This is a genomic window from Rhizobium croatiense (genome assembly GCF_019793465.1).
GTDB classification, from domain to species: Bacteria; Pseudomonadota; Alphaproteobacteria; order Rhizobiales; family Rhizobiaceae; genus Rhizobium; species Rhizobium croatiense.
The window spans coordinates 129,937-156,849 of the sequence record NZ_JAILYJ010000009.1 but is presented as its reverse complement, the minus strand read 5'-3'; the positions used below and the strand labels follow the sequence as shown (position 1 = coordinate 156,849).

Below are 26,913 nucleotides of genomic sequence, written 5' to 3'. Positions count from 1 at the left end.
CTCAAGCCTCCGGAGCCACGTAACGCGGGAAGACCGGCGTCGGCGCCTCGAGCGGCGTTTTGGCGATCAGGCGGCCGGCCTCGCCGAGGGCGGCAAAATCGCGCTTGTCGGCAGGCGCAGCCACGAGATCGAGCAGCTTGCCCGATGATTCCGGCATGAACGGCTGCAGCAGGATGGCGATCTGGCGCACGACTTCGGCGGTGACGTAAAGGACCGTACCCATGCGCGCCGGATCAGTCTTTTTCAGCGCCCACGGCGCCTGGCCGGCGAAATAGCGGTCGGTCTCGGAAACGACGGCTATGATCGAGGCAAGCGCCCGGTGGATCTGCTGCTTGCCCATGTCTTCGCGCGTCGACGCGTGCAGCGCGTCGGCCTGCGCCAGCATCGCCTTGTCCTCGTCGGTCAGCGCCCCGCATTCCGGGATTTTGCCGTCACAATTCTTGACGATCATCGACAGCGAGCGGCTGGCGAGATTGCCGATGCCGTTGGCGAGATCGGAATTGATGCGCGTGCCGATTGCCTCTTCGCTGTAGCTGCCGTCCTGGCCGAAGGAAACTTCGCGCAGGAAGAAGTAGCGCACCTGATCGAGACCGAAATGGTTCACCAGATTGACGGGATCGACGACATTGCCGAGCGACTTCGACATCTTCTCGCCCTTGTTGAGCAGGAAGCCGTGGGCAAAGACCCGCTGCGGCAGCGGCAGCTTCGCCGACATCAGGAAGGCCGGCCAGTAGACGGCATGGAAGCGGATGATGTCCTTGCCGATGATGTGGACATCCGCCGGCCAGTATTTCGCCCGCGGGCCGTCCCTGTCCTCGATATAGCCGGTCGCGGTGATGTAGTTGGTCAGTGCGTCGACCCAGACATACATGACGTGGGACGGATCGTTCGGCACCTTGATGCCCCAGTCGAAGGTCGTGCGCGAGACCGACAGGTCCTTGAGCCCCGATTTGACGAAGGAGATCACCTCGTTGCGGCGCTCGGCCGGACCGATGAAATCGGGATTGGCCTCGTAATGCGCCAGCAGCTTCTCCTGGTATTCGGAGAGCTTGAAGAAATAGCTTGCCTCTTCCACCCATTCGACGGGCGTGCCCTGCGGGCCGTAGCGCACGCCGTCGGCGCGCAGCTCCGTCTCGTTTTCCTGGTAGTAGGCCTCGTCGCGCACCGAATACCAGCCGGCATAGCTGTCCTTGTAGATGTCGCCATTGTCGGCCATCATCTTCCAGATGTTGCGCGACGTCTCGTGATGGCGCTCCTGCGTGGTGCGGATGAAATCATCGTTCGAGGCGTTGAGCAGCTTCGCCATCGCCTGGAATTCGCCGGAGTTGCGGTCAGCGAGCTCCTGGGCGGTAATCCCCTCGGCGCGCGCCGTCTGCTGCATCTTCTGGCCGTGTTCGTCGGTGCCGGTCAGGAAGAAGACATCCCTGCCGTCCAGGCGCTGGTAGCGGGCCATCGCATCCGTCGCGATCAGCTCATAGGCATGGCCGATATGCGGCTTGCCGTTGGGATAGGAAATCGCGGTGGTGATGTAGAAGGGTGTCTTGTCTGTCATGGCGGCCAATGTCCGGCTTACTCTATAAAAATGGTCAGCCGCTCTTAGCGCATGTCTCCGTCAAGCGAAACCTCAAGTTTTGGCGCCGTCATGATTTCCGGGGCACGGGGTCGTGAACTTGACTCCGCTTCACACCCAATTTACCGGTCGTCAGAAAGAGGGCGGGACAGAACGAAGTGTCAGTTTTCATCGATCCGGTTTGTTGTGGCCGCGCGCCGTTGGGGGCGCTTGTTTGACATTCGAGCCGCTCTATTCGATTTCGGGCCTGTTCGTCGGCGCGCTTGTTGGCATCACCGGCGTTGGTGGTGGTTCGCTGATGACGCCGCTGCTGGTGCTGCTCTTCGGCGTCCATCCCGCAACCGCCGTCGGCACCGATCTCCTCTATGCGGCGATCACCAAGACGGCGGGCACTGCCGTTCACGGCATGCATGGACGGATCAATTGGAAGATCGTCGGCAGCCTCGCCGCCGGCAGTGTGCCGGCCGCCGTGCTGATGCTCTGGTTGTTGGCCGGCGTCGATCGTAAAAGCATCGGCGTGACCAACACCATTACGGTTGCGCTCGGCTGGCTGCTTGTCATGACCGCGATCATGCTGGTTTTCCGAGGCTCGATCCTCGAATTGGCGCGGCGCGCCATCGGCGATCGCACGCCGCCGCAGCCGGCAACCATCCTCATCCTCACCGTCATTCTTGGGTTCTGTCTTGGCATCCTCGTCACCCTGACCTCGGTCGGCGCCGGTGCGCTCGGTGTGACGATCCTGCTGGTCCTCTATCCCAGGCTTAACGTGCGCGAGATCGTCGGTTCCGATATCGTCCATGCGGTTCCGCTGACCCTGATCGGCGGCATGGGCTATTGGCTGATCGGCGAGATCGACTGGGCGATGCTGTTTGCCCTGCTCGTCGGCTCGATTCCCGGCATCATCATCGGCAGCCTTCTGGCGCCGAAGCTGCACGAGCGCACCATCCGCATCGTCCTGGCCGCCACGCTCGCCGTCGTCGCAGGCAAGCTCTTGACCGGCTGACTAGGCTCAGGATTCTAATGCATGTCGCCCGGAAGTGTGCGGCGGTTCCGGGACAACGACATGCATAAAAACAAAGGGCTAAAGCGCATCGCATGAATCAAATTTGATGCGACGCGCTTTAGAGGCCCGGCTGCTTGATATCGGCGAGAATGCTGATGATCGTCTGCTTACGGTCGAGATTATAGGCATCCGAAATGGTGAGCCGCTCGGTGATCTCGGAATAGAGCCGCGCCAGACGTTCGGCAGCAGCGATCTGCCCCTCGCCCGCTGCCACACGCGCACGGTTCATGATGTCGTCGCCGACATGGCTGACGAAGAAATCGAAGATCGTGTCGCTTTCCTTGCCCGACAGCGCATCGGCCAGCCGGTGCATCGCCTTGCGGGCCGCCGGCCGTTCGGCGGAAAGCACCTCGTCATAGGCGGCGATAATCTCTCCGCCGCCATAGTTCAAGAGCTTCAACGCTTCGCCGACGCTGCCCTTGGCCGCCGAAAGCACCGCCCCGCCCTCTCCCGATATGCCGAGATGGGCAAGGGCGGCGACAAGCGCGTCGTCGGCAAGCGGCGCCAGTTTCAGCGGCAGGCAGCGCGAACGGATCGTCGGCAGCAACCGACCCGGCGCATGCGACAGCACCAGAAACAGCGCCCGCTTCGGCGGCTCCTCGAGGATCTTCAGGATGGCGTTGGCCGCATTGCGGTTCATGTCGTCGGCCGGATCGATGATGACGATCCGCCAGTTGCCGGTGCCCGACGTTTGCGAGAAGAACTTGCCGGCGCGGCGCACCTCGTCGACTGTTATCGCCGATTTCACCTTGCCGGTCTTTTCGTCTACCGGTCGGGCAAGATGCAAGAGATTGTGCGAGGCGCCGGAGACAATCTGCCGGCTGACCGCCGAGGCGGGATCCGGATCGCCGATCGTCTCCGGCGCCGTCTCTGGATCGGGATGCGAAAGCACGTGGTTGGCGAAGCGGAAGGCGAGCGTCGCCTTGCCGATGCCCTCCGGCCCCTCGATCAGGATGGCGTGATGCCCCTTGCCGGATCGGTAGGATTGCGCGAGGAAAGCCTCCGCCTCCTCATGGCCAAATAATCTGGTGTTCTCGGCCGGCCAGATGGCGCCGTCGAGCAGTCCCGGCCTCTCCTCACTCATAATGGGCTTCACTCATGATGGGCCGCTTCCGGCAATCGGGCGCGGTCTGCGGGCGACTTGAGCTGCCTGACGATTGCCAGAATCTCGGCCGCGATCGCCTCCTCCGTCTGCATGGCGTTGACCACGTGGCAGCGCTCCGGCTCGCGCACGGCGATATCAAGAAAGGCTTCGCGCCGTTTTTCATGCGTTTCGAGCCGCTCCTTCTCGAAGCGGTCGGGCGCTTCGGCAGCGCTGCGCTTCTGCGCCCGCTCCAGGCCGACCTTTGCGGGAATGTCGAGTATCAAGGTGCAATCGGGCACGACGCCATTGATGGCGATGCGCTGCAGCGTCTCGATGAAATCGGGTTCGAGGTTGCCGGTGATACCCTGGTAGACACGGGAGGAATCCATGAAGCGGTCGCAGAGCACGATCTTGCCCGCGGCAAGGGCCGGCCGGATCACCTCTTCGACATGGTCATTGCGCGCAGCGGCAAAAAGGATTGCTTCCATCCGTGTGCCGAACGCCTCGGCAGCCCCGGACAACAGCACGTGGCGCACGGCCTCGGCGCCGGGCGACCCGCCCGGTTCCCGCGTCACCAGCACCTCATGACCTTCGCCCTTCAGCGCCTCCGCGAGGCGGCGGATCTGCGTGGATTTCCCCGCGCCCTCCCCGCCTTCAAACGTAACGAACAATCCCGTACCGGATGACAATGACAGCTTCCCGCATTCCGGGCGCCGCACGCGCGCGCCCCGCCTCTTCTATCTATCCGAAGACATCGGGAAGGAAAACCTTTCGCCGCGGCGACATAATCACCTTCCCCGGCAAATTATATCAGAAGGCCCGGCGCTCAAGTCTTGAACATGTGGCGCACGACAGTGCAGCCGCTTGGCGATAACGGCTTCAGCCGCGCGCGGACTTGTCCCAGAGCCAGGAGAAAAACAGCGATTCGCCGAGCTCCAGCATGGCATCGACGGCGCGGCTGCTGAGCGAGCCTTCGCCCACCGCCTGCGCGGTATAGAGTGGGACTTCCCTGAGAAGCCGGCTGCCGGCGAAAATCCTGAGCGTGCCGGCCTGATAATCCGGCTGCACCGGCGCTGTCAGTGGCCAGCGATAGACGATGCGCGCCGACAGCCGGTCGGGATTGCTGACCGGAATATAGACGCTGACCGGCGCTTTGGCGATCAGATCGACGGTGCGCGCCGTGCCGCCATAGACGCTGGCTGCGCCGATCACTTCATGCTCGGCGAAAATCTGCCGGTTCTCGAAGGCCGTCAGGCCCCATTCGAGCACACGCTTGGCCTCTTCCGTCCGCTCCTTGTCGGAGGCGATTCCGGCGAGCGCCAGAAACAGCCGCCGGCCGTCGCGCTGGACCGAGGCGACGATCGAATAACCCTCACCCTCGGTAAAGCCCGTGGCAAGTCCGTCAGCGCCGAGATCGAGCCCGAGCAGCGGGTTGCGGTTGCGCTGAAAGATCTTGTTCCACTCGAAATCGGGCTGGGCAAAATAGGGATAAAGATTGGGATAGGATTGCTGGAGGGCGGCGGCAAGCGTCACCATCTCGCGCGCTGTCACCTTGCTCTTACCATCTGGAAGGCCGGTGGAATTGCCGAACACCGCCTTCTCCATGCCGATTTCGCGGGCGCGGCGCGTCATCGATTCGGCGAATTGCTGCTCGCTTCCGGCCATGCCCTCGGCGAGAATGATGCAGCTGTCATTGGCGCCCTGGATGGCGATGCCCTTGATCAGGTCTTCGACGCGCACGCGCGATTTCAGGGCGGCAAACATCGTCGCCGTCCTCGACGGTGCGCCGCCGGTGCGCCAGGCATATTCGGAAACGGGATATTTGGTGTCGAGGGTGATCTGCCCCTTGGTCACCGCCTCGAAGACGAGATCCATGGTCATCAGCTTGGCAAGCGAAGCCGGCGAAAAGCCCTGATCCTCGTTCTTGGCGAGAAGCACCGTGCCGGTCGATGCCTCGATCATATAGGCCTGCGCTGCCTTGGTGGCGAAACCGGCGGCGGCGCCATCGGCTGCCTGCGCGCCTGCGGCGAGCGGCATCAGGCATGCAAGAGCAACTGCGGCAAAAGTGCCGATCGGTTTTGCCTCCGGAATTGCAGCAAAACAAAAGGTTAGAGCGGGTCTGCGCTTCGGTGAAAAACGCAACCGCTCTAGAAGGCGAAGCACAGGCCTCAGCATCGCAAGTCCCATCGGTGAACGGCAGTTTTGAGAAGGTTAGAGCGCGGCGAAATCCGATGCAATCGCCATGCTCAGCGCGCCGCGGATTTTGCCTGCTGGCGCTTGGCCGAGGCAAGGATCGAGGCCTGCGTCAGCCCGTCATTACGCACCATCACCGCGTCGAAGGCGAGATCGACCGTCACCGTCTTCACGCCCTCGTTCTGATAGCCGAGCGCGAGGGAAGGCTGAGAGCCGCCATAGGGCCGTTCATAGGGCATGGGACCGATCTCCGGCAGCACGACCATCTGATCGAAGGCCGGCGCGGCGTTTGCGGCCGGTGCCGTTGGCGCCACCAGAACATGAGCGCCCGGGGCAAGCGCGGGCGCCGCATTGTAGCGCGCGCTCGGCGTCGAGCCGGCATAGGAGGTCGCCGACATCGGCACCGGTACCCTGGCCGGCTGCGCCTCGTAATCTTCGGCGCTCTGCAGCTGATCGCGGGTGATCTTGCGGCTGTTGGAGGCAACCATTACGCCGCTTGCAATCTGCCCTTCCGGATTGACGCCGGGAATGCGGCTGCCCTTCGGTACGTAGGAAGCCATCAGATAGGGCATGTCGTGGCCGTCCATACGAGCGCGGCCGACATATTGCACGCGCACCTTGCCGGTGCCGCTGTGCTGCAGATCCAGCATGTTGGCAGTCTTGTTGGAAAGGTCGATGATGCGTCCTTCGTGATAGGGACCACGATCGTTGACGCGCACGATGATCGATGAGCCGTTCTCGACATTGGTGACGCGAGCATAGCTCGGCAGCGGGAAAGTCGGATGCGCGGCGGAAAGATGCATCTGGTCGTAGACTTCGCCGTTCGCCGTCAGGCGTCCATGAAAGGCCGAACCATACCAGGAAGCGATGCCGACCTTGCTATAGGAGAAGTCTTCCTTCGGATAATACCATTTACCCTTCACCACATAAGGATTGCCGACGATGTAGCGGCCGCCGCCCTTCGGGATGTTGTTGCCGGTGGCGACGCGGGGGCTGGCCTTTACGCCATATTCGGATTCGGAGAAATACTCTTTGCCATGGGCTTTTTTCTTCGGCACGGCCTGTGTCGTGCCGCATGCTGCAACCGTCGCACACATCGCAGATATCGCCAGCCATCGCGCTGTCGTTGCGAAAGACGTTGCCCCGTATCCCAATGTCATATGTCCCACGCCGCTCAAACATCGTTATGGTTAAGGAACTTTGCCCCATCTTGGGCCAATAACGCCTTATGCCCACCCGCCTAACGAGACTTTAAATTTGCTAGGTTCGTGGCGAATTTACGAACGTTTTCGAAGCGATAGCGACAATTCCAATGATTATGGTTTACAGATCGCTAACGCGAAGCTACCGCCCTGCCCTTCCACGGCTGCAGTCAGAGCCGCAATCGGCGTGCCGATGCGGATCATTTGGCACTGCAAAGCCAGCTTTCGGGGCGCGAGATGCCCCTCAGCGAAACAGCTGCGACATGAAGGTTAACGGCCACCGAGCGCCAAGAGGCCGCCAATCTCCGCTGGAGTTGGAGCTTTCACCTTAGGGTAGTAGACCGGCTTTGCTCTTCACGCTGTTGGGTGTGGCCTACAGCGGAAACCGCGGCAGTCACTCCCTTGCAGCGTGTAGTTTGTTGCTTGACTCAAAGTGGAGTAGAAAGTTTATTTGCGGCGTTCGGGTCGTAGCCCGGCGTCCTTTCCACGCTCATCTTTAGGGAGACGAGCTATGGCAAATCACAAACCAGCAGTGCCTGACGTGTCGGTCCACGACTACGCACCAGCGGAAGCCATTGAAGGAAACCTTCTCGACAGCGCCTCAGATTCCGATGGCGACCTGCTTCAGGTTCAGTTCGTCAACGGAATAAGAATTCCCAACAAGGCGGGTGAAGCAGGATATCTGACCATCGAGGGTGAGCACGGAACGCTGACGATCTGGAGCAACGGCAGCTATAGTTACATGGTCCGTGATCCCGCAAGCCTTGAGTCCGCTGAAGTCTTCGCCGAGAAATTCTCCTTCAAGATCTCCGATGGAAAAGGCGGCACGGATGTCGCCAATCTCAACATCGGCGTGCATACGCCTCCGCAAGGGCTGTATTCCATCGATTTCGAGAATGCTCCGACGGAATATCCCGGGCAGCCGGATATCGCCTCGGGCTATGCCGGTTTCAAGTTTGGCGACAAGCTCGACGGCAATCTGTGGACGGTCGCCGAATCCGGCGGCAATGAATACGTTGTCACCAACCCCTACAATCCATTCTTCGATCGCGTTGACGGCAAGCTCTTCACCGTGGAGGGTGTCGACGTCGCGACGGTTTTCGACCCGGCCTATCAAGGTGTCGATGCCCTTGTGACGTTCGAAGGCTATATCGGCGGCAACAAGGTGAGCGAGATGTCGCTGACGGTTTATGGCGACACCATTGCCGATGGCCAGCACATTTCGCTGGAAGCCTTGGGAGCAGTCGATTTCATCCGCTTCGATATTCAGCCCGATGTAGAGCCGACGGGCTTCCCGCAGCTCGCATTTGACAACTTCACCGTCCTGGTCTGACGACGGCAGAGAGAAGCGGCTGTCGAAGCCGCTTCTCTGCAGAACAAGTTGACGCTGCGGTCAAAGCTGCTAAAAAGCCGGCCTGTGAGTGAATGGGCAGCAAATCGGCAGAAACCACCGATGCACCAGAAATCCCGCAACGGAATTTCTTACAGCTTCTCAATTACTTGGAAGAGTGTCCGAGTGGTTTAAGGAACCGGTCTTGAAAACCGGCGTGCGGGAAACCGTACCGTGGGTTCGAATCCCACCTCTTCCGCCATTTTCCATTTTACGTGCCGGCGTTCAGCCGCCCGATGCGGCGGTCTTGAGGCATGACCCCAAGGGACCGAATGCAGGCGGATGAAATCGCCAGCTGGTGAGGCGGGCGGTGCGATTGTCGTGGCAAAGTTACCCGGCAGGCTCCTCCCTCGCCTAGCCCTAAATCGGCACCTCCTACTCCTTGCATAAATTCACAAGGCGCATAGATTCAATCTATCCGATGGCTTCCGCTGGTGACCACGGATGTACTGGCACCGTGCTGATGCAATCAAAGAAAGGTCGGAGCGACCATTCGCGCCGACCTTTCTTTTTATCCAATACCGTACTGTGGCGACTGCCGATAATTCCCATCCATGCCCGATACCCTAATCTCCTGGCAGCGGAGTTGCTCAGACCCGGACAAGTATCGACGCAGGTTGCCCAACTGCATGTTCTTATGACGTGGGCAGTTGCCCCTGGTCTTATGCGGCTTGCAAAGTCCGCACGCAGCTTTGCGGGGGCGCTTTCTTTTGTGATGCATGTTTATCTCCGAACGAAATCGGTGCGCCCCGATGGCGCACGCCTATGTGTCGGAGATTTGAAAGCGATAGCTTTGTCATGGAGCCGTTTTAGCATGAATTCGCTACGCGTCGGAAGACCGGCCGACGCGCCTCATGTGTCGGAGAGTGTGGTGATCGCGCCGGCCATTGATAATTTGTGGCGCTCAGCCGAGTCATCCGGCGACTGCGGCTGAGCGCTGAGCAACAGCGCCGGCTTTTTGGCACGCTACGAAGCGGACCTCGCAGCCCGTAAGGCGGGCGCTTCGGCGTCACGAGCAGCGGCTGAGAAGGCTTACGAGGAGGCTTTGTCATGCTGGCAGTTCATCAGCAAACTGCTCAAATACAGCCGCCTCACCCTCAAGCTGCTCGTCAGTGAAGCCTTCCGCCTACAGCCAGGGCTTCAAGTGCCGCCAGTTCCAGCGGTCGAAAGCGATCTTCCGGATATCAAGTCGATCGAACAGCCAGCGAGAGCGGCAGCCTTGCCGCAGCCGGTTCGCTTGCGGCCGTCATTCCAGAACGACGACGGCTTCGACCTCGAAGAGCATCGGGTCTATTGCAAGTTTGGGAACCGGGACAAGCGTCTGCGCCGGCAGCGCCGCGCCGAAGGTTTCCTTAACGTTTTTGCTCAGCACTTCGAGCTTGGACATGTCGTGATCGACCACGAAGACCGTAAGCTTGACGACCTGATCCGGCCTTGCGCCGAGCCCATCGAGAGCGGCGCGCAGATTTGCGTAGGCCTGCTTAACCTGGACGGCGAAGTCCGGCGACAAGGCGCCGGTGCTGTCCTGGCCACCCTGCCCGGAAATATAGGCCAACCGCGCGCCGCGCGGTGCAATCACAGCGGTGCTGTAGCCATTCGGCGTCGGGTCGTAGAGGTTTTTCGGATTGACGATGGTTGGCTTTTCGCCCGCAATTGCCGTCGTCGCAGTGGAAACTCCCGTGGTCATGATGATCAGCCCTCCGAAAAGCAGATGTTTGATGGTGTGTGACATGATTTTCTCTTGGCCGTACGGACTGCGAGCAACGTCGCCCGCGGTCTTCCGGATTGAATTCTCGTTCGATCGTCGCATAATTGACTCGTACGACGTACGATCAAATCGCATCGTACGTTGTACGAGTCAATCGGCCGGAGTCGACATTCGTGGCTTTGTCGGCTTAAAACCACCTTCAGATCATTTGGGAAGGACGCATGGCAGCCAAAGGCGGCGGCGCTCAGGGTAAAGGGCCTCAATGGCAAGCTGGGTCGGTCCCGTCCCTGCAGCAGGCGGACAGTGAACCGGCGCTTTCGATCGAACGGATCGTAGCGACCGCGGTCGAACTGCTGGACGCCGAAGGTGTCGACGGATTGAAGATGCGCCGCCTGGCCGATCGCCTCGGCGCGGGCGCGATGAGCCTTTATTGGCACGTCGACAACAAAGAGGAAGTTTTTGATCTGGCGCTCGACTCGGTTCTCGAATATCGCGGGCCGCCGCAAGGGATCGAGGCTGCCGACTGGCGCGGCGCAATCTTTCACATGCTCGAGGACTGGCGCGCCAGCATGCTGGGCCATCCCTGGTCGGCATCGCTGCTGCCGCGCCGGGCGCTCGGCCCGAACATCCTCAGCCGCCTGGAACTGCTGGGCAGGATCTTATCCGGAGCCGGCGTCGCCGAGGCAGATTTGAACGGCGCGATATGGTCGCTCTGGAACTATGTGATCGGCGCGACCATCACCCGTGCGAATTTCGACCTTTCCGACGACGACATGGCCGCCGCGCAGCAGCGCCTTGCTCATCTCAGCGAAAAATATCCGACGATCGAGCGTGCTCGTCTGCTGCTGGATAATGATTGGGACGGCGCTTTCAGGAAAGGTCTGGATTTCCTGCTTGACGGGCTCGTGCCAAGACAATGAACCGGCTCAGCCTTCCGGTTGATCTGCACTCTTGGTCAGGAGCTTCGACCATGATCCTGGTTTGATTGAGATTGTCCAGGACCGTCGCCGGCCATGACTTCGCTTCGCGCGACTACCCGATGATATGATCGAGGGCTGAAGGTGTGGGGCCTCCTCACGATAATAGCGAGTAGACCCAGACGCCGATAGAACCCCAGAAGATCACCGGCGTCAGTATCATTCCTACAACGATAAATTTCGTCACGGCTATAAAACTCCGCAATTCCGCCCCGCCGCGAAAACCTATTGCAGCAATCAAGCGTTTGGTATCGGCACGAAGTCCGGGTCGGATCGGACCTTGGTCGGTTTGGCTCGAAGGGTCAGGGGCCGGGAATTGACCTGGGTAGTCTCCCCGTCCGCTCAATGCCCCGCGCGCGCTCGCCGACGACGGTAAGTCCCGACCGCGACGGCGAGTGCCGCGGTGATCAATGTGGCCGCGACGGCAAAAGTGATCTGCATGCCCAGGTGAACGGCCTTGGGAGGCGCGGCAGGGCGGCGGTTGACTATCCCGTGTCGCCGTGATTTCCCCTACCGCATCAACAAGCGAGGACATCATGGCCGACGACATTATCGTAAAGGACAGCAACGGAAGCCAGCTTCACGACGGCGATTCCGTCACGCTGATCAAAGACCTCAAGGTCAAGGGCACCTCGGAGACGCTGAAGCGCGGAACGCTGGTCAAGGGCATTCGACTGACGGACAATCCCGGCGAGATCGAGTGCAACACCAAGCAGGTCAAGGGCCTCGTGCTGAAAACGGAATTCCTCAAGAAAGCATAGGATTCACTCACCCGCGGCAATCTCTGAGTGCCTTCACGGCACTTCCTCGGTGATCACCTCGAAGCGGGAAAGTGTGGCCGGGCCGAAAGCCGTCGACATGGCGACGTCGGTGGCGTCGCGGCCGGTCGCCATCAATATCCTGCCGATCCGCGGCGTGTTGTGGCGGGCATCGACCGTGTGCCAATGACCGCCTAGAAAGACTTCGAACCACGCGCTGAAATCCATTGGATTGGGATCGGCTGGAACGCCGATATCGCCGAGATAGCCCGTGCAATATCTGGCAGGAATATTCATGCATCGGCAAAGCGCCATGGCAAGATGAGCGAAGTCGCGGCAGACGCCGCTCTTGTCGGTAAAGCCGCCATGCGCGGTCCTGAGAACGTCGGCCTTCTGATAGTCGAAGGTGATGTGGTTATGCACAAAGTCGCAGATCGCCTGCACGCGCGCCCAGCCGAGCGGCGTCGACGAGAAGGTTCTCCAGGCAAAATCCGAAAGCCTGTCGGTGTCGCAGTAACGACTGCCAAGCAGGAAGACGAGCACCTCGTCGGGCAGGTCCTTGATCGCGTGTTGTACGGCCTCGGTGGGCACGACGTCGGGTTGCCCCGTATCGTAAATCTCGAATCTGGTCGAAATCGTCGTCAGCCCGGGCGGAGCGATGATCCGGCTGCAGGCGTTGCCGAAACTGTCGGTATATTCCCAGACTTCGATTGGCCGGTCGAATGTCAGGACCTGCTCGCTCAGAAGATCGGCGCGACGGGAGGGGTGAATGTTGAGCACCAGCAGCATTGGCGTCGGCTGGATGCATTCATAGCCCAGATGAAACCCGGCGCGTATCTTCATTGTGGCTTCCTCGTCCTCTCCCGCATGGGTGGAGGTGAGTATGGAACGCCGATCGCGCTGCCCGGTTCCGCCGACCGCGGCTATCGTTCCGCGCCGATCCAGCATCGCCGGCTGGCAATCGACCGCTACCCCTCTTCGATCCATGGCTGCCGCGTGGTCACGTTGACCTGCACCGTCATGCTGTCGAAGTCCGACCCGTTGCCGTCATAGCTGCCGCTCAAAGGGACTGCCTGGCGCGGATCACGGGCAACGGCCACGCGAATGAGATCGCGGTTTCCGACGATGCCGTTGGTCGGATCGAACTCCGCCCACCCGGCCCCGGGAAGATAGACCTGGCACCATGCATGCGTGGAGCCGCCGCCGAGCACGGTGGAGCCGTCCCGATCGGGAACGTAAACATAGCCGCTGACGAATCGCGCTGCCAGGCCGAGCGTGCGTGCTGCCTCCATCATCAAAAGCGCGAAATCCCGGCACGTGCCGGAGCGAAGGTGCAGGGTGTCAAGCGGAGCCTGCGTCCCGTGTTCGTGGCGCCGCGCATAAACGAAGCTTTCCCGAATGGCATAACAGAGCGTCATCAGCAGGTGCCCGGTCTCAGTCGGGTGCCCCAGGCGCACAAACCGTCGCGCCCAGCGGCCGATCTCATCGCCCGGATCGGGATAATGGCGCTGCATCGCCGGCGCGAGATCGGCGATTTCGTCCTTGTCGTAGGAGAAGGGATAGGTGAGCGCCGCCTCGTCGATTCGAATATCCGGGGCGAGCTGGGGGGTGTGGTCGAGCGTGATCCAGGTTTCGAAGCGAAGCTCGGACGACGGCCGCGAAAAATCGACGAGCGCCACGCAATTGCCGAAAACATCGTGGATCCAGCGCACATGACTTTGCTCCGGATAGGTCTTCAGCGATGCCTCGATCAGCCGCTGGTCGAAACTGTCGCGCGGCCGGAACATCAGGCGATGCTCGCCGAAATCGACCTCCCTGCGGTAACGATAGGCCGTGATGTGGCGGACCGTAAAAATCGTCATGGCCCGCCACCGGGTGATCTATTCACCTTACTGCTCCCAAGATGGCGACTCCGTCTCCTCATGAAGCGCCCTTCCCGCTTCCCCGCATATCCCGATTTCTTGTCATATAAGCAGGTTTGAAAGATTGCTATTGTACCTTGACCGATCGACGGCAGAGCCGTCCAACCTAAGAGGATACCATGCATATCATCTGGGACGTTCTGACACTTCTGCTGACCATCGGTTCGCTCTATGGCGGTCGCGAATATCGGATTATTCGCGCCCGCGCTCGCGCTCAGAATTGGGGCAACTTTTGAACCCCATCCTGGCGGTCGCGGCCGGAATCTGTCGGTCGCGGTTACGTCGAATGACGCAAGGCCATACGCTTAAGGAAATGCTGTATTAGTCGGGACGGTTTCCATCCGTCCATTCTCTCTGTTATGCCAAGCCCGCCTCACCCCAGGCGGGCTTTTTTCCTGCAAGCTTGGCACCCGGTGACGGCGCGAATTTCGCTGCTGCCCTTACTTCTTGGCACCGGCCGAAAGCACCCGATGCGTCGCGTTGTCCATTGCGTGGCTGGCCTCCTGTCCATCCTTCTTCAGTCCGTACGCGGTATTGCCGCAGGCGGAAAGCGTGAGCAGGCAGAGGCAGGCAAAGGCGATAGCAGCTTTTGACATCGAGTTTTTCCCTGATAGAGGCGAACTCCATGAAAAATGATGCAGTCGGCGCCAAAATCAATCCGCCGCATTAGGACATGAAAGCGGGTTCTAACCGAGGAGTTTAAGCACCTGCGCCAAATCGGGGGCACATTCTGGCGCCCATTCCCCAATGGTCCAGCTTATGCCAGGTAAAAACTCCACGAAATGTCGCATTTCTTGACGATTGGGGCGAGTAATACCGGTAAGGCGTGTATGTTGCTTCGAACGCAATGGATAATCATAATACATCTGTGGTATTATAATTTTAGTTAAATATCACGTTTAACTATTAATTAACAATAATCTTGCGAAGATCGCACTTAGGCTTATTCTTTACTCAAATGGGGAGAGGAAAGAATGTTTAGCAAAAGCCTGATCATGCCCTTCGGCTTCGCAATGCTTGCTGTGGCAGGCCTGCTGTTCCAGCTGATTGCCTACCTGATGGAAACCCCGGTCACCCTGCTGCAGCCATAATCGACTAAGTTCCTCCAGGAGTGGAACTTTCTGCGGTTTCGTGCTTTCCTGCGAGTCGGTTTACCAGGAGGGATTACCATGGAAGGCGTGGGTTGGATTGCAGCCATCATCATCGGCGGTATCGCCGGCTGGCTAGCGGAGAAAGCCATGAGCAGCAGCATGGGCCTGCTCATGAACATATTGCTTGGCATCGTCGGCGCGATCGTCGCCAACTGGATTCTCGGTCTTTTGCACATTCAACCGCTGGCCGGCTGGCTGGGTTACCTGATCACCGGCTTCGTTGGCGCCTGCATTCTGATTTTCATCGGCCGCGCCATTCGCCGCTGACGCCCCAGACATAACTGTCAGACATCACTCAAAGCCGGGCGCGCCTTGCGTCCGGCTTTTTTCTGTCCGGATTCCGTATCAGCGGCGGCTCAGCAGGCCGAAAACATAGGCGATGCCCGCCGTCACCGCGAGCGCCATGATCGGTTCTTCGCGAACCTTGTCGCGCAACCGTTCCGTCATCAGCGAAGCTTCGTCCGTAACCACCGACTTCGCCCCCTGCCCCAGCGCCCGCACACTGTCCGTCAGTCTGGACAGATCTTCACGCAGTGCCGTGACCTGCGCCGACAGATCGTCTGCTGCGATATCCGCCTTGACGCGCGCAGCGGTGGATTCGGCGGAAGCGGTTTTCAAATCTGCCATGGTCTGCTCCTGTTTCATGGGATGCCGCTTCAACGAAATGGCGGCCCGAAAGGTTCCGCCGAAGCCGATCTTTTGTTTGCCGTCAACGCCTTGCGTCGCCACCGCCGCTCTGCGCAGCTTTTCGCGTGACAACCCTTCATTTCCTGTCGGGTTTGTTCTAAGGAACGTCGAATGTCTGCCCGCGCGCGGGTCAATGAATACTGCGAGGTTTGCGTTTCCATGTTCCATTTTCTGAGAAGAGCTGCTCAGACCTGGGTTGCCAAGCTGCTCCTGCTTCTCTTGGTCGCCTCCTTCGGCGTCTGGGGCGTATCGCGCGAGCTGATATCAGGCGGCAACAGCACCACGGTCGTGACCGTCGGTGATCAGCGTGTGGGCGTCAACGAATTCCACCTCGCCTATCAGCGTCAGGTGGCAAGCCTCGGCCAGCAATTCGGCATGCGTCTTACCCCGGAACAGGCCCGTGCCTTCGGCGTCGAACAGCAGGTCCTCTCTCAGCTCATTGCGGGCGCTTCGCTCGACCAGCTCGCCGCAGACATGAATCTCGGGCTGTCCGAGGACCGCCTCGCCCAGCTGATCGGCGATGATCCGGCGTTCAAGGCCGTCAACGGCCAGTTCGATCGCGAGCTGTTCATCTCGCGCCTACGCAATGCCAACATCGGCCAGGACGATTACATCAAGGAGCGCAGCAAGGTCGCCGTCCGCAGCCAGATCGTCGATGCGGTTTCCAACGGCTTCACCGCGCCGAAGACGCTGGTCGACGCAATGAAGCTTTATGGCGATGAAAGCCGCACTGTCGACTACCTCTTGCTGACCAACGCCAATATCGAACCGATCAAGGCGCCGGCCGACGACGTGCTGGCCACCTGGTTCGAGGGCGTCAAGCAGCGTTACCGCGCGCCGGAATATCGCAAGATCGCCTATCTCAAGCTGCAGCCGGCCGACATCGCCGATGCCGCGACCGTCACCGACGACCAGGTCCGCGAGGCTTTCGATAAGGGCAAGGATAGCTACCGTACGCCCGAAAGCCGCACCATCGAGCAGCTGACCTTCACCAGCAAGGATCTTGCCGCCGCCGCCGAAACCGCGCTGAAGAGCGGCACCAGCTTCGATCAGCTGGTCTCCGACCAGGGCAAGACCGCAAGCGACGTGCTGCTTGGCGAATTCACCAAGGACAAGGTTCCCGACCAGGCAGTCGCCGATGCCGCCTTCGCAGTTTCCAAGGATGGCGGCACGACGCCGGTTGTCGACGGCTCCTTCGGTCCTGTCATCCTGCGCATCACCAACATCAAGGCGGAAACGGTGAAGAATTTCGACGAGGTGAAGGAGGAGATCCGCAAGCAGCTGGCGCTTTCCAATGCCTCTCAGGAAGTCATCAACGTTCACGACCAGATCGAGGATCTGCGCGCCGGCGGCGCCACGCTTGAAGCTATTGCCGGCCAGCTGAAGCTTCAGGCCATGACCGTCGATGCGGTCGACGCGACCGGTGCCGACAAGGACGGCAAGGAGGTCAAGGATATCCCCGTCAAACAGCAGCTGCTCGGGGAAGCGTTCAAGACCGAGGTCGGCGTCGATGCGCCACCGCTTCCGATCGGCAATGATGGCTATGTCTGGTTCAACGTCCGCGAAATCACGCCGGACCGTGACCGTCCGATCGCCGAGGTGCGCGAAAAAGCCATCGAGGACTGGACGGCGGAGCAGCAGAAGGCAGAACTCGCCAAAAAGGCCGACGAATTGAAGGCCAAGGCGCAAAAGGGCACCGCCCTTGCTGACATTGCGGCGCCACTCGGCATCGCCGTCGAAAGCAAGAGCAGCATTACCCGCTCCACCGATGATGCGGTTCTCGGCCGCGCCGGCGTCAAGGCCGCCTTCTCCGGCCCCGTCGACACGGTGGCGAGCGCTGTCGGCGCCGACCCCTCGACGCAGATCCTGATGAAGGTCACCGAGGTCAACAGCCAGCCGACGGGCGACGTGCTCAACAACCGCGATGCCCAGCTCACCGCCATGGCCAACGCCGCCGGCGATGATATCCTCGATCAGATGGTCAACCTGCTGCAGACGCAGTACGGCGCTGAGGTCAACCAGACGCTCGCCGAACAGACGGCGGCCCGGTAGAACAGGATGATTTTAAGCCCGGTCGGCCTGAAATCTGAATCCTGTTCTAAATTAAAGAGTTAGAGCATGATGTCGTCCGAAAACCGCTCACACTTTTCGGCATCATGCTCTAGAACAGGATGATTTTAGGCGCGGTGGCCTAAATCTGAATCCTGTCGAGTTCAACAGTTAGAGCATGACGTCGCCGAACGCCGCTCCGGTGTCATGCTTTGGGAGGTTTTATGACCGATCTGAAGCCGTTCCTGGCCAAGGCCGCAAGCCGCGAGCCGCTGACGCGTGACGAGGCGCGTGCTGCCTTCGACATCCTGATGTCGGGCCAGGCGACGCCTTCGCAGATCGGCGGCTTCCTGATGGCGCTGCGCGTGCGCGGTGAAAGCGTCGACGAGATCGTCGGCGCCGTCACCACCATGCGGTCGAAAATGCTGACCGTTCAGGCGCCGGCCGATGCCATCGACATCGTCGGCACCGGCGGTGATGCCAGCGGCACCTACAATATTTCGACGCTCGCGGCACTGATCGTCGCCGGCGCCGGTGTGCCGGTGGCAAAGCACGGCAACCGGGCGCTGAGCTCGAAATCCGGCGCGGCCGACAATCTGGCTGCACTCGGCGTCAATATCGATGTCGGTCCCGAGATCATTTCCCGCTGCATTGCGGAGGCCAGCGTCGGCTTCATGTTCGCGCAGCTTCATCATTCCGCCATGCGCCATGTCGGCCCCTCCCGCGTCGAACTCGGCACCCGCACCATCTTCAATCTTCTGGGGCCGCTCTCCAATCCGGCTGGTGTCCGCCGCCAGCTGCTGGGCGTCTTTTCGCCGCAATGGCTGGTGCCGCTGGCCGAAGTCATGCGCGATCTCGGCTCCGAATGCGTCTGGGTGGTCCATGGCGACGGTCTCGACGAGATCACCACAACCGGCATCACCAAGGTTGCAGCCCTCGAAGACGGCAAGATCCGCACCTTCGAGCTGTCACCCGCCGACTTCGGCGTCAGCCCCTGTGTGCTCGCCGATATCAAGGGCGGCGATGGTGTCGCCAATGCTGCAGCGCTTCGCGAGGTTCTTGGCGGCGCGAAAAACGCCTACCGCAATGTCTCGCTGGTCAATGCTGCCGCCTCGCTCGTCATCTCGGGCAAAGTCGAAACGATCCGCGACGGCATGACCCTTGCCGCGCATTCGCTCGATAGCGGCGCCACGGCGCTCGCTCTCGACAAACTCATCGCCGTTTCCAACGATATCGATTAGGATTGCCCGATGAGCGATATTCTGAAGAAGATCGAACTCTACAAGCGTGAGGAAATCGCCGCCGCCAAGGCGACGGTGTCGCTGGCCGACCTGAAGGCAATGCAGGCCGGGCAGTCCGCGCCGCGCGGTTTTTACCAGGCGCTTACGGCCAAGCGTGAGGCTGGCCGCTTCGGCCTGATCGCCGAGATCAAGAAGGCAAGCCCCTCCAAGGGCCTCATTCGTCCGGATTTCGATCCGCCGGCGCTGGCAAAGGCCTACGAAGCCGGCGGCGCGGCCTGCCTTTCCGTGCTCACCGATACGCCAAGCTTTCAGGGGGCGCCGGAATTTCTGACGGCGGCGCGTGCCGCCTGCGCCCTGCCCGCTTTGCGCAAGGACTTCATGTTCGAGACCTATCAGGTCCATGAGGCCCGCGCCTGGGGCGCCGATTGCATTTTGCTGATCATGGCGTCGCTGACCGACGATGAGGCGGAGCGTCTGCAGGACGAAGCTTTTTCGCTCGGCATGGATGTGTTGGTCGAGGTTCACGACGCGCCGGAAATGGAACGCGCGCTGAAGCTCTCCTCGCCGCTTATCGGCATCAACAACCGCAACCTCAGGACCTTCGAAGTCAGCCTGACCGTCAGCGAGACGCTTGCCTCGATGGTTCCTGATGACCGGCTCCTCGTCGGCGAAAGCGGCATCTTCACCCATGCCGATTGCAAGCGCCTGCAGGCCGCCGGCCTCAATACCTTCCTGGTCGGCGAAAGCCTGATGCGCAAGGACGACGTGACGGCCGCCACCCGCGCGCTGCTCATCGGCGAAGCGGCAATCGCGGCCGAATAAGATGAGCGGCGGAAAGCCCGGCCTCACCCATATCGACGCGTCAGGCGAGGCGCATATGGTCGATGTTTCCGACAAGGCCGAGACGGTGCGCGTCGCCACCGCCGAAGGCCGTGTGAGAATGGCGCCGGAAACACTCGCGCTCATCCGCCAGGGCAATGCCAAGAAGGGCGATGTCATCGGCACGGCCCGCCTTGCCGGCATCATGGCCGCCAAACAGACCGCCAATCTGATCCCGCTCTGCCACCCGCTGATGCTGACGAAGGTCACCGTCGAGATCGCGGAAGATGCGGCTCTGCCCGGCCTGCGCGTCACGGCAACCGCCAAGCTGACCGGCAAGACCGGTGTGGAGATGGAGGCGCTGACCGCCGTCTCCGTCGCGTGTCTGACGATCTACGATATGGCTAAGGCTGCCGACAAGGCAATGGAAATCGGCGGTATTAGGCTGCTCGAAAAATCCGGCGGCAAATCCGGCGATTTCCGTCATCCGGAGGGGAGATGAACCTGCTCCCGGTCACTGAGGCACAGAACCGCCTGCTCTCTCGGGCAAAGCCGGTCGCGACATCTGAGACGCTGCCGCTTGCCGAAGCAGAGGGCCGCGTCCTTGCCGTCGATCTCACGGCCGGCCTGACGCAGCCGCCCTTCAATGCATCGGCGATGGATGGCTATGCGCTGCGCCGCGACGACGCGCCGGAACCGGGTGCTGTGCTGAAGGTCATCGGCACCTCGGCCGCCGGCCACGGCTTCGAGGGTAACGTCGGCCACGGAGAAGCCGTCCGCATCTTCACCGGCGCGCCGGTGCCGCCGGGTGCCGACAGCGTCCTGCTGCAGGAGGATGCGGAGAAGATCGAAGGCGGCATTCGAACCAATTTTCCCGTCCGACAGGGGCAGCATATCCGTCCGCGCGGCCAGGATTTCGTCGAAGGCGAAGCCGTGCTGTCGGCCGGCACCGTGCTCGATTTCTCGCGGCTGACGGTCGCAGCCGGCATGAACCGGCCCGATGTTGAAGTGCTCCGGCGCCCGCTGGTCGCCATCCTTGCGACTGGCGACGAATTGCTGCCGCCCGGAAGCACGCCCGGCCCTTCGCAGATCATCGCGTCCAACACCTTCGGCATTGCAGCCCTTGCCCGCAAAGCCGGCGCCGATGTGCTCGATCTCGGCATCGTCCCGGATGACAAGGCCAGGATCACGGCGGCGATCGACACGGCGCGGAACGCCAAGGCCGATGTCATCGTCACGCTCGGCGGCGCTTCGGTCGGTGATCATGATCTGGTCCAGGCGACGCTGATCGAGGCCGGCATGCAACTCGATTTCTGGCGCATTGCCATGCGTCCCGGCAAGCCGCTGATGGTCGGCAGCTTCGGCGAGACGCATGTGCTCGGCCTGCCCGGCAATCCGGTCTCGAGCCTCGTCTGCTCCCTGCTCTTCCTGGAGCCACTGATCCGCAAACTTGCCTCCTTGCCGCCGGTGCGACGCGAGGCGACGATGGAGGCGGCCGTCCCGCTGCGCGCCAACGACCATCGGCAGGATTATATCAGGGCAAAACTGTCGAAGTCCGCCGCCGGGACTTGGCTCGCCGAACCCTTCGACAAGCAGGACTCGTCGATGATGAAAACCTTCGCCCGTTCGGACTGCCTTATCATTCGCCCGCCGCATGCGCCGGAACTGCCCCCTGGGGCACCCTGCCCGGTCATGCTGTTGCGGCCGGACCTACTGGCTTAGTCGCGTCTTTAGTTATCGGAAAGCGAAAAGACGCCCGCCTGCACCGCCCTGGCCGCCGATCCCGCCCCGAAATCCGCAACCCCATGGGTTGCGATTCGCGTGAGTTCCCCATGCGGCAGATGGGCGCGCTCGGGATCGCCGATCAACATCTCGATACCGGCTGCCTGGCAGCGCCGCAGGAAGGCCATTACCCGTAAAGCAAGTGAGGGATCGTAGAACAGGTCGCCAACCACAAGGAGATCGATCTCCTCCGGCGGCGGCTCGTCGATAATATCGGCGGCAACCGCAACGATGCTCACACCGTTCATCGCCGCGTTAAGGCCGATCGCGATAATGGCATTGGCATCGACATCAATCGCCGTCACGGCGGCAGCTCCGGCCTTCGCCGCCGCGATGGCGACGAGCCCGGAGCCGGCGCCGAGATCGAGGACGCGGCGGCCGATAACTGTTTCCGGCCGATCGAGCAGGTGACGGGCAAGCACTGCGCCGCCGGCCCAGGGATAGGCCCAATAAGGCGCCGGATCGGCTTCTTTGCGGCCGGCAAGCCGCCAGAGTCCGCTCGCGGGCCCTGCCGTATGCAGCAGGATTTCGGGAATGGCCGGAACGGGTGAGATCGGCAGATTGGCCCGGATGAAGGCGGCCGGATCGGGATGCGGCATGCCGGAGCGTTTCATCATCGTTGTGCTCCCTATCCCGCTCTAAATCCAACTTCAGCAATTCTTCCGCGCAAGATGCGGCGTAGCTTATCGGCCGTCAGACAAAGCCCTCCGCCGGTACGAGCAAAGGGCTGCCGGCGAAATCAGCCGGGCTTCTTCTTCGAAAACTTGTTCTTCGGCCCGGCGCCGCCCTTGCCTTCGTATTTCGGGCGTTCGGATTTGGCGCCTTCGGATTTCCCGCCTTCGAATTTCGGCTTGTCGTATCTGGGCTTGTCGGATTTCGGGCCATCGAAGCCAGGCTTGCCGGGTTTCTTGCTCCAGGGCTTGCTATCCCGCTTCTCCCCGCTGACATTCTCGGCCGCAGCATATCCGCCGCCCGAACCCTTGCCGAACTTCTTCTTCGGCCGCTCGTCGCGGAAGCTATCGCCCGGCCGTTCGTCACGCGAAGACTTGCCGGCATAGGGCTTCTGTGCCGGCGCACGGCTGAAATCCGGCGTGCCGGAAAGCCGGGTCACGCGGATGCCGCGTTCGAGCATCTTGTTCGGCCCGAGAGCCTCCTGGAAGCCGTCGGCGCTTGCTACGGCGATTTCCACATAGGTTTCCTCGGGCTGCATCTTGATCGCGCCGATCTCGCGCTTCGTCACGTTGCCGTTGCGGCAGAGCATCGGGATCAGCCAGCGCGGCTCGGCATTCTGCTTGCGGCCGACCGAAACGGAGAACCAGACGCTGGGGCCGAAATCTTCGCGCGGTCCCTTCTGCGCCGGCTCGTATGGCTCGGCATTGTCGCGGCGCTTGCGGCTGCCCCCGTCCTGCACCGTGACCTCGATCAGATCCTCCGGCGCCGAATGATTGGTGCGGTAGAGACGCAGGAAGGCGGCGGCGAGCTTCTCGGCGCCGTGGCTGGAAAGAAGCTGCTGCACCAGCCCCTGTTCTTCCTCCTGGGGCGCTTCGCTGAAGATCGGATCGGCGAGCAGCCGTTCGTCGTCGCGCTCGTTCACCTCTTCGGCCGACGGCGGCCGTGCCCAGGCGGCCGAAATACCGGCATTCTCGAGCAGGCGCTCGGCCTTGCGCCGCGCATTCAGCGGCACGATCATGGCACTGATACCCTTGCGCCCGGCCCGGCCGGTGCGGCCGCTGCGGTGCAGCAGCGTTTCCGGATTGGTCGGCAGGTCGGCATGGATGACGAGATCGAGGCCCGGCAGATCGATGCCGCGGGCAGCGACGTCGGTCGCGATGCAGACGCGGGCGCGCCCGTCGCGCATCGCCTGCAGCGCGTGGCTGCGTTCGTTCTGCGTCAGCTCACCGGAAAGCGCCACGACCGAAAAATTGCGATTGTTGAAGCGCGCGGTCAGATGATTGACGGCGGCGCGCGTCGAACAGAAGACGATGGCGTTGGTCGCCTCGTAATAACGCAGCACGTTGATGATCGCGTTCTCGCGGTCGCTCGGAGCGACCATCAGCGCCCGATATTCGATATCGACATGCTGCTTTTCCTCGGCCGCGGTGCTGATGCGCACCGCATCGCGCTGATAGCTCTTGGCAAGCTTGGCAATCGCTGCCGGCACCGTTGCCGAAAACATCAGCGTCCGGCGCTCGTCCGGCGCCGAGTCGAGAATGAATTCCAGATCTTCGCGGAAGCCGAGATCGAGCATTTCGTCGGCCTCGTCGAGTACGGCGGCCTTCAGTTCCGACATGTCGAGCGCGTTGCGGCGGATATGATCGCAGAGCCGGCCCGGCGTGCCGACGACGATATGGGCGCCGCGTTCGAGCGAACGGCGCTCACTGCGGATGTCCATGCCGCCGACGCAGCTGGCGATCACTGCGCCGGTCATCTCATAGAGCCATTCGAGCTCGCGCTTAACCTGCAGGGCAAGCTCGCGGGTCGGGGCGATGACGAGGGCGAGCGGAGCACCGGCATTGCCGAAGCGCTCCCTGCCCTCAAGCAGTGTCGGCGCCAGTGCCAGCCCGAAGGCGACGGTCTTGCCGGAACCGGTCTGGGCGGAAACCAGAGCGTCGGATGCGGCAAGATCAGGATCGAGCATCGACTTCTGCACCGGGGTGAGTTCGGCGTAACCGCGCTTCTGCAACGCCTTGGCGATCGCCTGAACGACGCCGTTGAATTCTGTCATGAGTTCGATCTTTCGGAGCTGTCACGCGCGAAATGCGCCATGGCCGGAGCCAGCCGGCGGGATATTTGCGCCGTTCCTAGCCGCTCCCGCAGCGATTGTCAAAGCGTGCGGCTGCGCCACAGCCATGCGTCGATATGGCTTGCCCGGCCGCGCAGCTCCGTTTCCAACGGCCCCTCCATCCGGCCGGCCTGCAGCAGCGCGCTGTCGGGACCTGCAGCACGGACGATTTCGGCGCTCAGCGCCAGCTCGACGCCGTTGCGGGCGGCGACTTCCATCAGCCGGCTGCCGACATTCACCGTGTCGCCCGCCGCCGTGATCTGCTGCCGGTCCCCGGTGCCGAGCCGGGAGGCGACGATCGGGCCGCAATGGGCGCCGACCTTGAAGCCGACCTTCTTCTCGGCAAAGCCCGCATGCGCGCCAAGCCAGGCCCGCGTCCGCTCGCAGAGACCGACCGCGCAGGCGACGGCGCGGGCGGCATCGTCATCGGCCGGCTGCGGCAGGCCGAACAGGATCATTGCCCCGTCGCCCATGAAGCTGGTGATGGCGCCACCGTGAGAGCGGGCCTCCTCGTCGATGATTTCGAAGAAACCGCTGAGCACTTCGCTGACCTTGACCGGTCCGAGCTTTTCGCTGAGCCCCGTGAAGCCCGAGAGATCGATGAAGAGAACCGCAGCGTTCTGGCGCACCGGCGTGGCAAGGAAATTCGGATCGCGCGCCAGCCATTCGCCCAGGCCGGGAGCCTCGATGCGTTGCAGGAGCGCGCTCTGCTCGGCGAAATGGTGGGCGCGGCCGCGGTCGAGCCAGAGTTCGGCCGCACCCAGCATCAACGCCGGTGGCAGCGCCGCGGCGATCGGCAGCGCCGCACTCAGCCAGTAGCCATGGGCAAAGGCCGACAGATTGAGCATGGCCCAGACCACCAGCACCAGCACCATGATGAGGTAACCCGCAGCACTCCGCCGCCAAGCCATCAACGAAACGAGCAGGAGCGCCAGGCCGATGGCAGTGCCGGCATCGATCAGCCTCATCCTGCGATCGCGCACCATGCCGTCGCCGGTGACGAGATGGATGATTGCCGTCGACATCACCTCGACGCCGGGCATGACGGGATCGAACGGTGTCGGGAACACATCGCCGCCGCCGGTGACCGTCGAACCGATGACAACGATGCGGCCTGCCACCGCCGCTGCCGGCAGCTTGCCGTCAAGCGCATCGGCGGCGCTGAAGGTGGCGATGCTGCCGCGCCCGCCATAGAAGGTCAGCGGCAGACGTTGACCGATATCCGTGGGAATACGCAGCGCTCCGAGCATGACGGCATCACGTTCGATACTGGGATCGGCGCCGAGCGCCACCGAGGCGGCACGCAACGGAAAAGCCGGATCCAGCCGGTCGGCGCTGCGCGAAATCAGAGGAATGAAACGCGGCGTGCCGGTCTGATCGGTTGCGACATTGACGATGCCAACCGCGGCCGCCTCGGCAAAACGCGGGAGCGGCAACAGAAGCTGGTTTGCCTCGGGGATGGCGGCCAACGGATCCTCGCCGGCATCGGTGACCCGCTGCCTGCTTTGCGCAAAGGTGGCCGCGCCCGCGATGACGGTTGGCCCCTGGCGCAAGGCGGCGGTCAGCGCCGCATCGCCCTCCTCCTGCCCCGGATCGACGAGCAGAATGTCGAGCGCCAGGGCTTTCGGCTTGCCCGCATTGATCGCGTCGACAAGGCGGGCAAGCGTCGCCCGGTCGAGCGGATAGCCATGGGCGGCGGCGGTGCGGTCATCGATCGCGATGATCGAGACGACGGGCGGCGGCTCTCTTGCGCCGACGACGAGGCTGCGGATATCCGCAAGCGTGGCCTCCATCCGGTCGAGAAGGCCGACCTCGCCGTTGAGATTGAGATAGCCGAGCGCCGCCCCCCAGAGACCGGCAAACAACAGCGCGATCACGGTCAGCAGGCGATGGCTCATGATATTTACTGGCCGAGGCGGGCAAGAAGGGCAGCGACGCGCGGCGCCGGCCAGCGGCGCACAACAAGAGGTTCGGTTGAGCTGGTCACATCGACGCCCTCACCTGGCGACAGCACCACCGGCTCGCCGGCCGGCCGACGGACGGCAACGCTGCCCCTGACCACCAGCACCGAGGTCTTGCCGCCTGCGACGTCGACAGCCCATTGCGTGCCGCGCACGGCAGCAATCGCCTGCGGCGTCACCACCTGGAAGCCACCTGTGTGCTGACTGCCGTCGACATCGACGAGGATGGCCTTGCTCCGTAGCGACGCCGAATCGGGACTGCCGTCACGATTACGGTCGGAGAGGCGGAAAGACGCGCCGGCTTCTGCCGTCACCTTAACGCCGCCGGGGCAGCTCAGCACCTGACGGGCGCCGGCGTCACGCGATATCGCGCAGCCCGCAGACTGCGCCAAGGCCGCCTCATGCGGAATGAGGCCGGCAGCCAGCGCGGCGACAAACAGGTTGCGAAGGGTCGTATGCATGGAAAGCCCCCGTGACCGTGCGAAACAGCTTTTACGAAAGCGCCCGCCAACCGTCTTCTTCCATATCAACCATGATAGCCGAATTCCGATATTTCCCTAGGCCAAAAAGTAGA

At 62.0% G+C, this 26,913-nt stretch carries 24 protein-coding genes and 1 tRNA gene; 11 read left to right on the top strand and 14 right to left on the bottom strand.

Going from position 1 to position 26,913, the window contains the following annotated elements; translation table 11 throughout:
- Position 1: 1 nt before the first annotated feature.
- The gene (gene metG / locus K6M89_RS16490; RefSeq protein WP_222140168.1) at positions 2-1,552 is read right to left on the bottom strand and encodes a methionine--tRNA ligase; all 1,551 of its coding nucleotides are present in this window, start codon (positions 1,550-1,552) and stop codon (positions 2-4) included.
- A 232-nt stretch (positions 1,553-1,784) separates the two neighbouring features.
- Between metG and K6M89_RS16485 the strand changes: the two genes are divergently transcribed.
- Positions 1,785-2,573, top strand: a complete 789-nt coding sequence (locus tag K6M89_RS16485) for a sulfite exporter TauE/SafE family protein (RefSeq protein WP_010032467.1) — start codon at positions 1,785-1,787, stop codon at positions 2,571-2,573.
- A gap of 118 nt (positions 2,574-2,691) precedes the next feature.
- On the opposite strand, the gene K6M89_RS16480 is transcribed toward K6M89_RS16485, so the two are convergent.
- From K6M89_RS16480 to K6M89_RS16465, 4 genes are all read right to left on the bottom strand, one after another.
- On the bottom strand, positions 2,692-3,717 hold the full coding sequence (locus K6M89_RS16480) for a DNA polymerase III subunit delta' (protein WP_222140167.1): 1,026 nt from the start codon (positions 3,715-3,717) through the stop codon (positions 2,692-2,694).
- Positions 3,718-3,725: 8 nt separating this feature from the next.
- Complete coding sequence (tmk, locus tag K6M89_RS16475) at positions 3,726-4,406, bottom strand: dTMP kinase (RefSeq protein ID WP_097579321.1); 681 nt, start codon at positions 4,404-4,406, stop codon at positions 3,726-3,728.
- A 190-nt stretch (positions 4,407-4,596) separates the two neighbouring features.
- The gene (locus K6M89_RS16470) at positions 4,597-5,754 is read right to left on the bottom strand and encodes a D-alanyl-D-alanine carboxypeptidase family protein (RefSeq protein ID WP_222140166.1); all 1,158 of its coding nucleotides are present in this window, start codon (positions 5,752-5,754) and stop codon (positions 4,597-4,599) included.
- Between the two features lie 209 nt (positions 5,755-5,963).
- A complete protein-coding gene (locus K6M89_RS16465) occupies positions 5,964-7,070 on the bottom strand; it encodes a septal ring lytic transglycosylase RlpA family protein (protein WP_222140165.1) in 1,107 nt (368 codons plus the stop codon).
- 553 nt (positions 7,071-7,623) lie between these two features.
- On the opposite strand from K6M89_RS16465, the gene K6M89_RS16460 reads away from it, so the two are divergent.
- Positions 7,624-8,445: a cadherin-like domain-containing protein gene (locus tag K6M89_RS16460; protein WP_222140164.1), complete on the top strand. Its 822-nt coding sequence runs from the start codon at positions 7,624-7,626 to the stop codon at positions 8,443-8,445.
- Positions 8,446-8,614: 169 nt separating this feature from the next.
- Positions 8,615-8,704: transfer RNA gene (locus tag K6M89_RS16455), tRNA-Ser, on the top strand.
- 1,044 nt (positions 8,705-9,748) lie between these two features.
- On the opposite strand, the gene K6M89_RS16450 is transcribed toward K6M89_RS16455, so the two are convergent.
- Positions 9,749-10,234 carry a RidA family protein gene (locus tag K6M89_RS16450; RefSeq protein WP_222140163.1) on the bottom strand — a complete coding sequence of 162 codons (486 nt, stop codon included), beginning with the start codon at positions 10,232-10,234 and terminating at the stop codon, positions 9,749-9,751.
- A 197-nt stretch (positions 10,235-10,431) separates the two neighbouring features.
- Between K6M89_RS16450 and K6M89_RS16445 the strand changes: the two genes are divergently transcribed.
- On the top strand, positions 10,432-11,130 hold the full coding sequence (locus tag K6M89_RS16445; protein WP_222140162.1) for a TetR/AcrR family transcriptional regulator: 699 nt from the start codon (positions 10,432-10,434) through the stop codon (positions 11,128-11,130).
- Positions 11,131-11,723: 593 nt separating this feature from the next.
- On the top strand, positions 11,724-11,948 hold the full coding sequence (locus K6M89_RS16440) for an alkylphosphonate utilization protein (RefSeq protein WP_010035073.1): 225 nt from the start codon (positions 11,724-11,726) through the stop codon (positions 11,946-11,948).
- A 33-nt stretch (positions 11,949-11,981) separates the two neighbouring features.
- On the opposite strand, the gene K6M89_RS16435 is transcribed toward K6M89_RS16440, so the two are convergent.
- The 3 genes from K6M89_RS16435 to K6M89_RS16425 all read right to left on the bottom strand — a co-directional run bounded on the left by K6M89_RS16435 (position 11,982) and on the right by K6M89_RS16425 (position 14,463).
- A complete protein-coding gene (locus K6M89_RS16435) occupies positions 11,982-12,788 on the bottom strand; it encodes a transglutaminase-like domain-containing protein (protein WP_097579327.1) in 807 nt (268 codons plus the stop codon).
- A 125-nt stretch (positions 12,789-12,913) separates the two neighbouring features.
- A complete protein-coding gene (locus K6M89_RS16430) occupies positions 12,914-13,807 on the bottom strand; it encodes a transglutaminase family protein (RefSeq protein ID WP_222140161.1) in 894 nt (297 codons plus the stop codon).
- A gap of 500 nt (positions 13,808-14,307) precedes the next feature.
- Positions 14,308-14,463 (bottom strand): entericidin, encoded by a 156-nt coding sequence (locus K6M89_RS16425; RefSeq protein WP_183913785.1) that lies wholly within the window; start codon positions 14,461-14,463, stop codon positions 14,308-14,310.
- Between the two features lie 573 nt (positions 14,464-15,036).
- Here K6M89_RS16425 and K6M89_RS16420 point away from each other — a divergent pair.
- The gene (locus K6M89_RS16420; RefSeq protein ID WP_222140160.1) at positions 15,037-15,285 is read left to right on the top strand and encodes a GlsB/YeaQ/YmgE family stress response membrane protein; all 249 of its coding nucleotides are present in this window, start codon (positions 15,037-15,039) and stop codon (positions 15,283-15,285) included.
- A gap of 78 nt (positions 15,286-15,363) precedes the next feature.
- On the opposite strand, the gene K6M89_RS16415 is transcribed toward K6M89_RS16420, so the two are convergent.
- The gene (locus tag K6M89_RS16415; protein ID WP_004672489.1) at positions 15,364-15,645 is read right to left on the bottom strand and encodes a hypothetical protein; all 282 of its coding nucleotides are present in this window, start codon (positions 15,643-15,645) and stop codon (positions 15,364-15,366) included.
- Between the two features lie 219 nt (positions 15,646-15,864).
- Between K6M89_RS16415 and K6M89_RS16410 the strand changes: the two genes are divergently transcribed.
- The 5 genes from K6M89_RS16410 to K6M89_RS16390 all read left to right on the top strand — a co-directional run bounded on the left by K6M89_RS16410 (position 15,865) and on the right by K6M89_RS16390 (position 21,536).
- Entirely contained in the window at positions 15,865-17,757 is a 1,893-nt protein-coding gene (locus tag K6M89_RS16410; RefSeq protein WP_222140232.1) for a SurA N-terminal domain-containing protein, read from the top strand.
- A gap of 221 nt (positions 17,758-17,978) precedes the next feature.
- Positions 17,979-18,995, top strand: a complete 1,017-nt coding sequence (trpD, locus tag K6M89_RS16405) for an anthranilate phosphoribosyltransferase (protein ID WP_222140159.1) — start codon at positions 17,979-17,981, stop codon at positions 18,993-18,995.
- Positions 18,996-19,004: 9 nt separating this feature from the next.
- On the top strand, positions 19,005-19,817 hold the full coding sequence (gene trpC / locus K6M89_RS16400; protein ID WP_222140158.1) for an indole-3-glycerol phosphate synthase TrpC: 813 nt from the start codon (positions 19,005-19,007) through the stop codon (positions 19,815-19,817).
- A gap of 1 nt (position 19,818) precedes the next feature.
- On the top strand, positions 19,819-20,316 hold the full coding sequence (moaC, locus tag K6M89_RS16395; RefSeq protein WP_222140157.1) for a cyclic pyranopterin monophosphate synthase MoaC: 498 nt from the start codon (positions 19,819-19,821) through the stop codon (positions 20,314-20,316).
- Positions 20,313-21,536: a molybdopterin molybdotransferase MoeA gene (locus K6M89_RS16390; protein ID WP_222140156.1), complete on the top strand. Its 1,224-nt coding sequence runs from the start codon at positions 20,313-20,315 to the stop codon at positions 21,534-21,536. Before moaC ends, K6M89_RS16390 begins: the two co-directional genes overlap by 4 nt.
- Positions 21,537-21,544: 8 nt before the next feature.
- On the opposite strand, the gene K6M89_RS16385 is transcribed toward K6M89_RS16390, so the two are convergent.
- From K6M89_RS16385 to K6M89_RS16370, 4 genes are all read right to left on the bottom strand, one after another.
- On the bottom strand, positions 21,545-22,210 hold the full coding sequence (locus K6M89_RS16385) for a class I SAM-dependent methyltransferase (RefSeq protein ID WP_222140231.1): 666 nt from the start codon (positions 22,208-22,210) through the stop codon (positions 21,545-21,547).
- Between the two features lie 125 nt (positions 22,211-22,335).
- Positions 22,336-24,321 (bottom strand): DEAD/DEAH box helicase, encoded by a 1,986-nt coding sequence (locus tag K6M89_RS16380; RefSeq protein WP_222140155.1) that lies wholly within the window; start codon positions 24,319-24,321, stop codon positions 22,336-22,338.
- Between the two features lie 98 nt (positions 24,322-24,419).
- Positions 24,420-26,276: a CHASE2 domain-containing protein gene (locus K6M89_RS16375; protein ID WP_222140154.1), complete on the bottom strand. Its 1,857-nt coding sequence runs from the start codon at positions 26,274-26,276 to the stop codon at positions 24,420-24,422.
- 5 nt (positions 26,277-26,281) lie between these two features.
- The gene (locus tag K6M89_RS16370; RefSeq protein WP_222140153.1) at positions 26,282-26,800 is read right to left on the bottom strand and encodes a FecR domain-containing protein; all 519 of its coding nucleotides are present in this window, start codon (positions 26,798-26,800) and stop codon (positions 26,282-26,284) included.
- Positions 26,801-26,913 lie beyond the last annotated feature (113 nt).

Bases quoted from the DNA above. Each gene is read 5' to 3' on its own strand.
- metG (WP_222140168.1), bottom strand. From the start codon at position 1,552: ATGACAGACAAGACACCCTTCTACATCACCACCGCGATTTCCTATCCC.
- K6M89_RS16480 (WP_222140167.1), bottom strand. From the start codon at position 3,717: ATGAGTGAGGAGAGGCCGGGACTGCTCGACGGCGCCATCTGGCCGGCC.
- K6M89_RS16470 (WP_222140166.1), bottom strand. From the start codon at position 5,754: ATGCCGCTCGCCGCAGGCGCGCAGGCAGCCGATGGCGCCGCCGCCGGT.
- K6M89_RS16465 (WP_222140165.1), bottom strand. From the start codon at position 7,070: ATGACATTGGGATACGGGGCAACGTCTTTCGCAACGACAGCGCGATGG.
- K6M89_RS16460 (WP_222140164.1), top strand. From the start codon at position 7,624: ATGGCAAATCACAAACCAGCAGTGCCTGACGTGTCGGTCCACGACTAC.
- K6M89_RS16450 (WP_222140163.1), bottom strand. From the start codon at position 10,234: ATGTCACACACCATCAAACATCTGCTTTTCGGAGGGCTGATCATCATG.
- K6M89_RS16445 (WP_222140162.1), top strand. From the start codon at position 10,432: ATGGCAGCCAAAGGCGGCGGCGCTCAGGGTAAAGGGCCTCAATGGCAA.
- K6M89_RS16440 (WP_010035073.1), top strand. From the start codon at position 11,724: ATGGCCGACGACATTATCGTAAAGGACAGCAACGGAAGCCAGCTTCAC.
- K6M89_RS16435 (WP_097579327.1), bottom strand. From the start codon at position 12,788: ATGAAGATACGCGCCGGGTTTCATCTGGGCTATGAATGCATCCAGCCG.
- K6M89_RS16430 (WP_222140161.1), bottom strand. From the start codon at position 13,807: ATGACGATTTTTACGGTCCGCCACATCACGGCCTATCGTTACCGCAGG.
- K6M89_RS16425 (WP_183913785.1), bottom strand. From the start codon at position 14,463: ATGTCAAAAGCTGCTATCGCCTTTGCCTGCCTCTGCCTGCTCACGCTT.
- K6M89_RS16420 (WP_222140160.1), top strand. From the start codon at position 15,037: ATGGAAGGCGTGGGTTGGATTGCAGCCATCATCATCGGCGGTATCGCC.
- K6M89_RS16415 (WP_004672489.1), bottom strand. From the start codon at position 15,645: ATGGCAGATTTGAAAACCGCTTCCGCCGAATCCACCGCTGCGCGCGTC.
- K6M89_RS16410 (WP_222140232.1), top strand. From the start codon at position 15,865: ATGTTCCATTTTCTGAGAAGAGCTGCTCAGACCTGGGTTGCCAAGCTG.
- trpD (WP_222140159.1), top strand. From the start codon at position 17,979: ATGACCGATCTGAAGCCGTTCCTGGCCAAGGCCGCAAGCCGCGAGCCG.
- trpC (WP_222140158.1), top strand. From the start codon at position 19,005: ATGAGCGATATTCTGAAGAAGATCGAACTCTACAAGCGTGAGGAAATC.
- moaC (WP_222140157.1), top strand. From the start codon at position 19,819: ATGAGCGGCGGAAAGCCCGGCCTCACCCATATCGACGCGTCAGGCGAG.
- K6M89_RS16390 (WP_222140156.1), top strand. From the start codon at position 20,313: ATGAACCTGCTCCCGGTCACTGAGGCACAGAACCGCCTGCTCTCTCGG.
- K6M89_RS16385 (WP_222140231.1), bottom strand. From the start codon at position 22,210: ATGAAACGCTCCGGCATGCCGCATCCCGATCCGGCCGCCTTCATCCGG.
- K6M89_RS16380 (WP_222140155.1), bottom strand. From the start codon at position 24,321: ATGACAGAATTCAACGGCGTCGTTCAGGCGATCGCCAAGGCGTTGCAG.
- K6M89_RS16375 (WP_222140154.1), bottom strand. From the start codon at position 26,276: ATGAGCCATCGCCTGCTGACCGTGATCGCGCTGTTGTTTGCCGGTCTC.
- K6M89_RS16370 (WP_222140153.1), bottom strand. From the start codon at position 26,800: ATGCATACGACCCTTCGCAACCTGTTTGTCGCCGCGCTGGCTGCCGGC.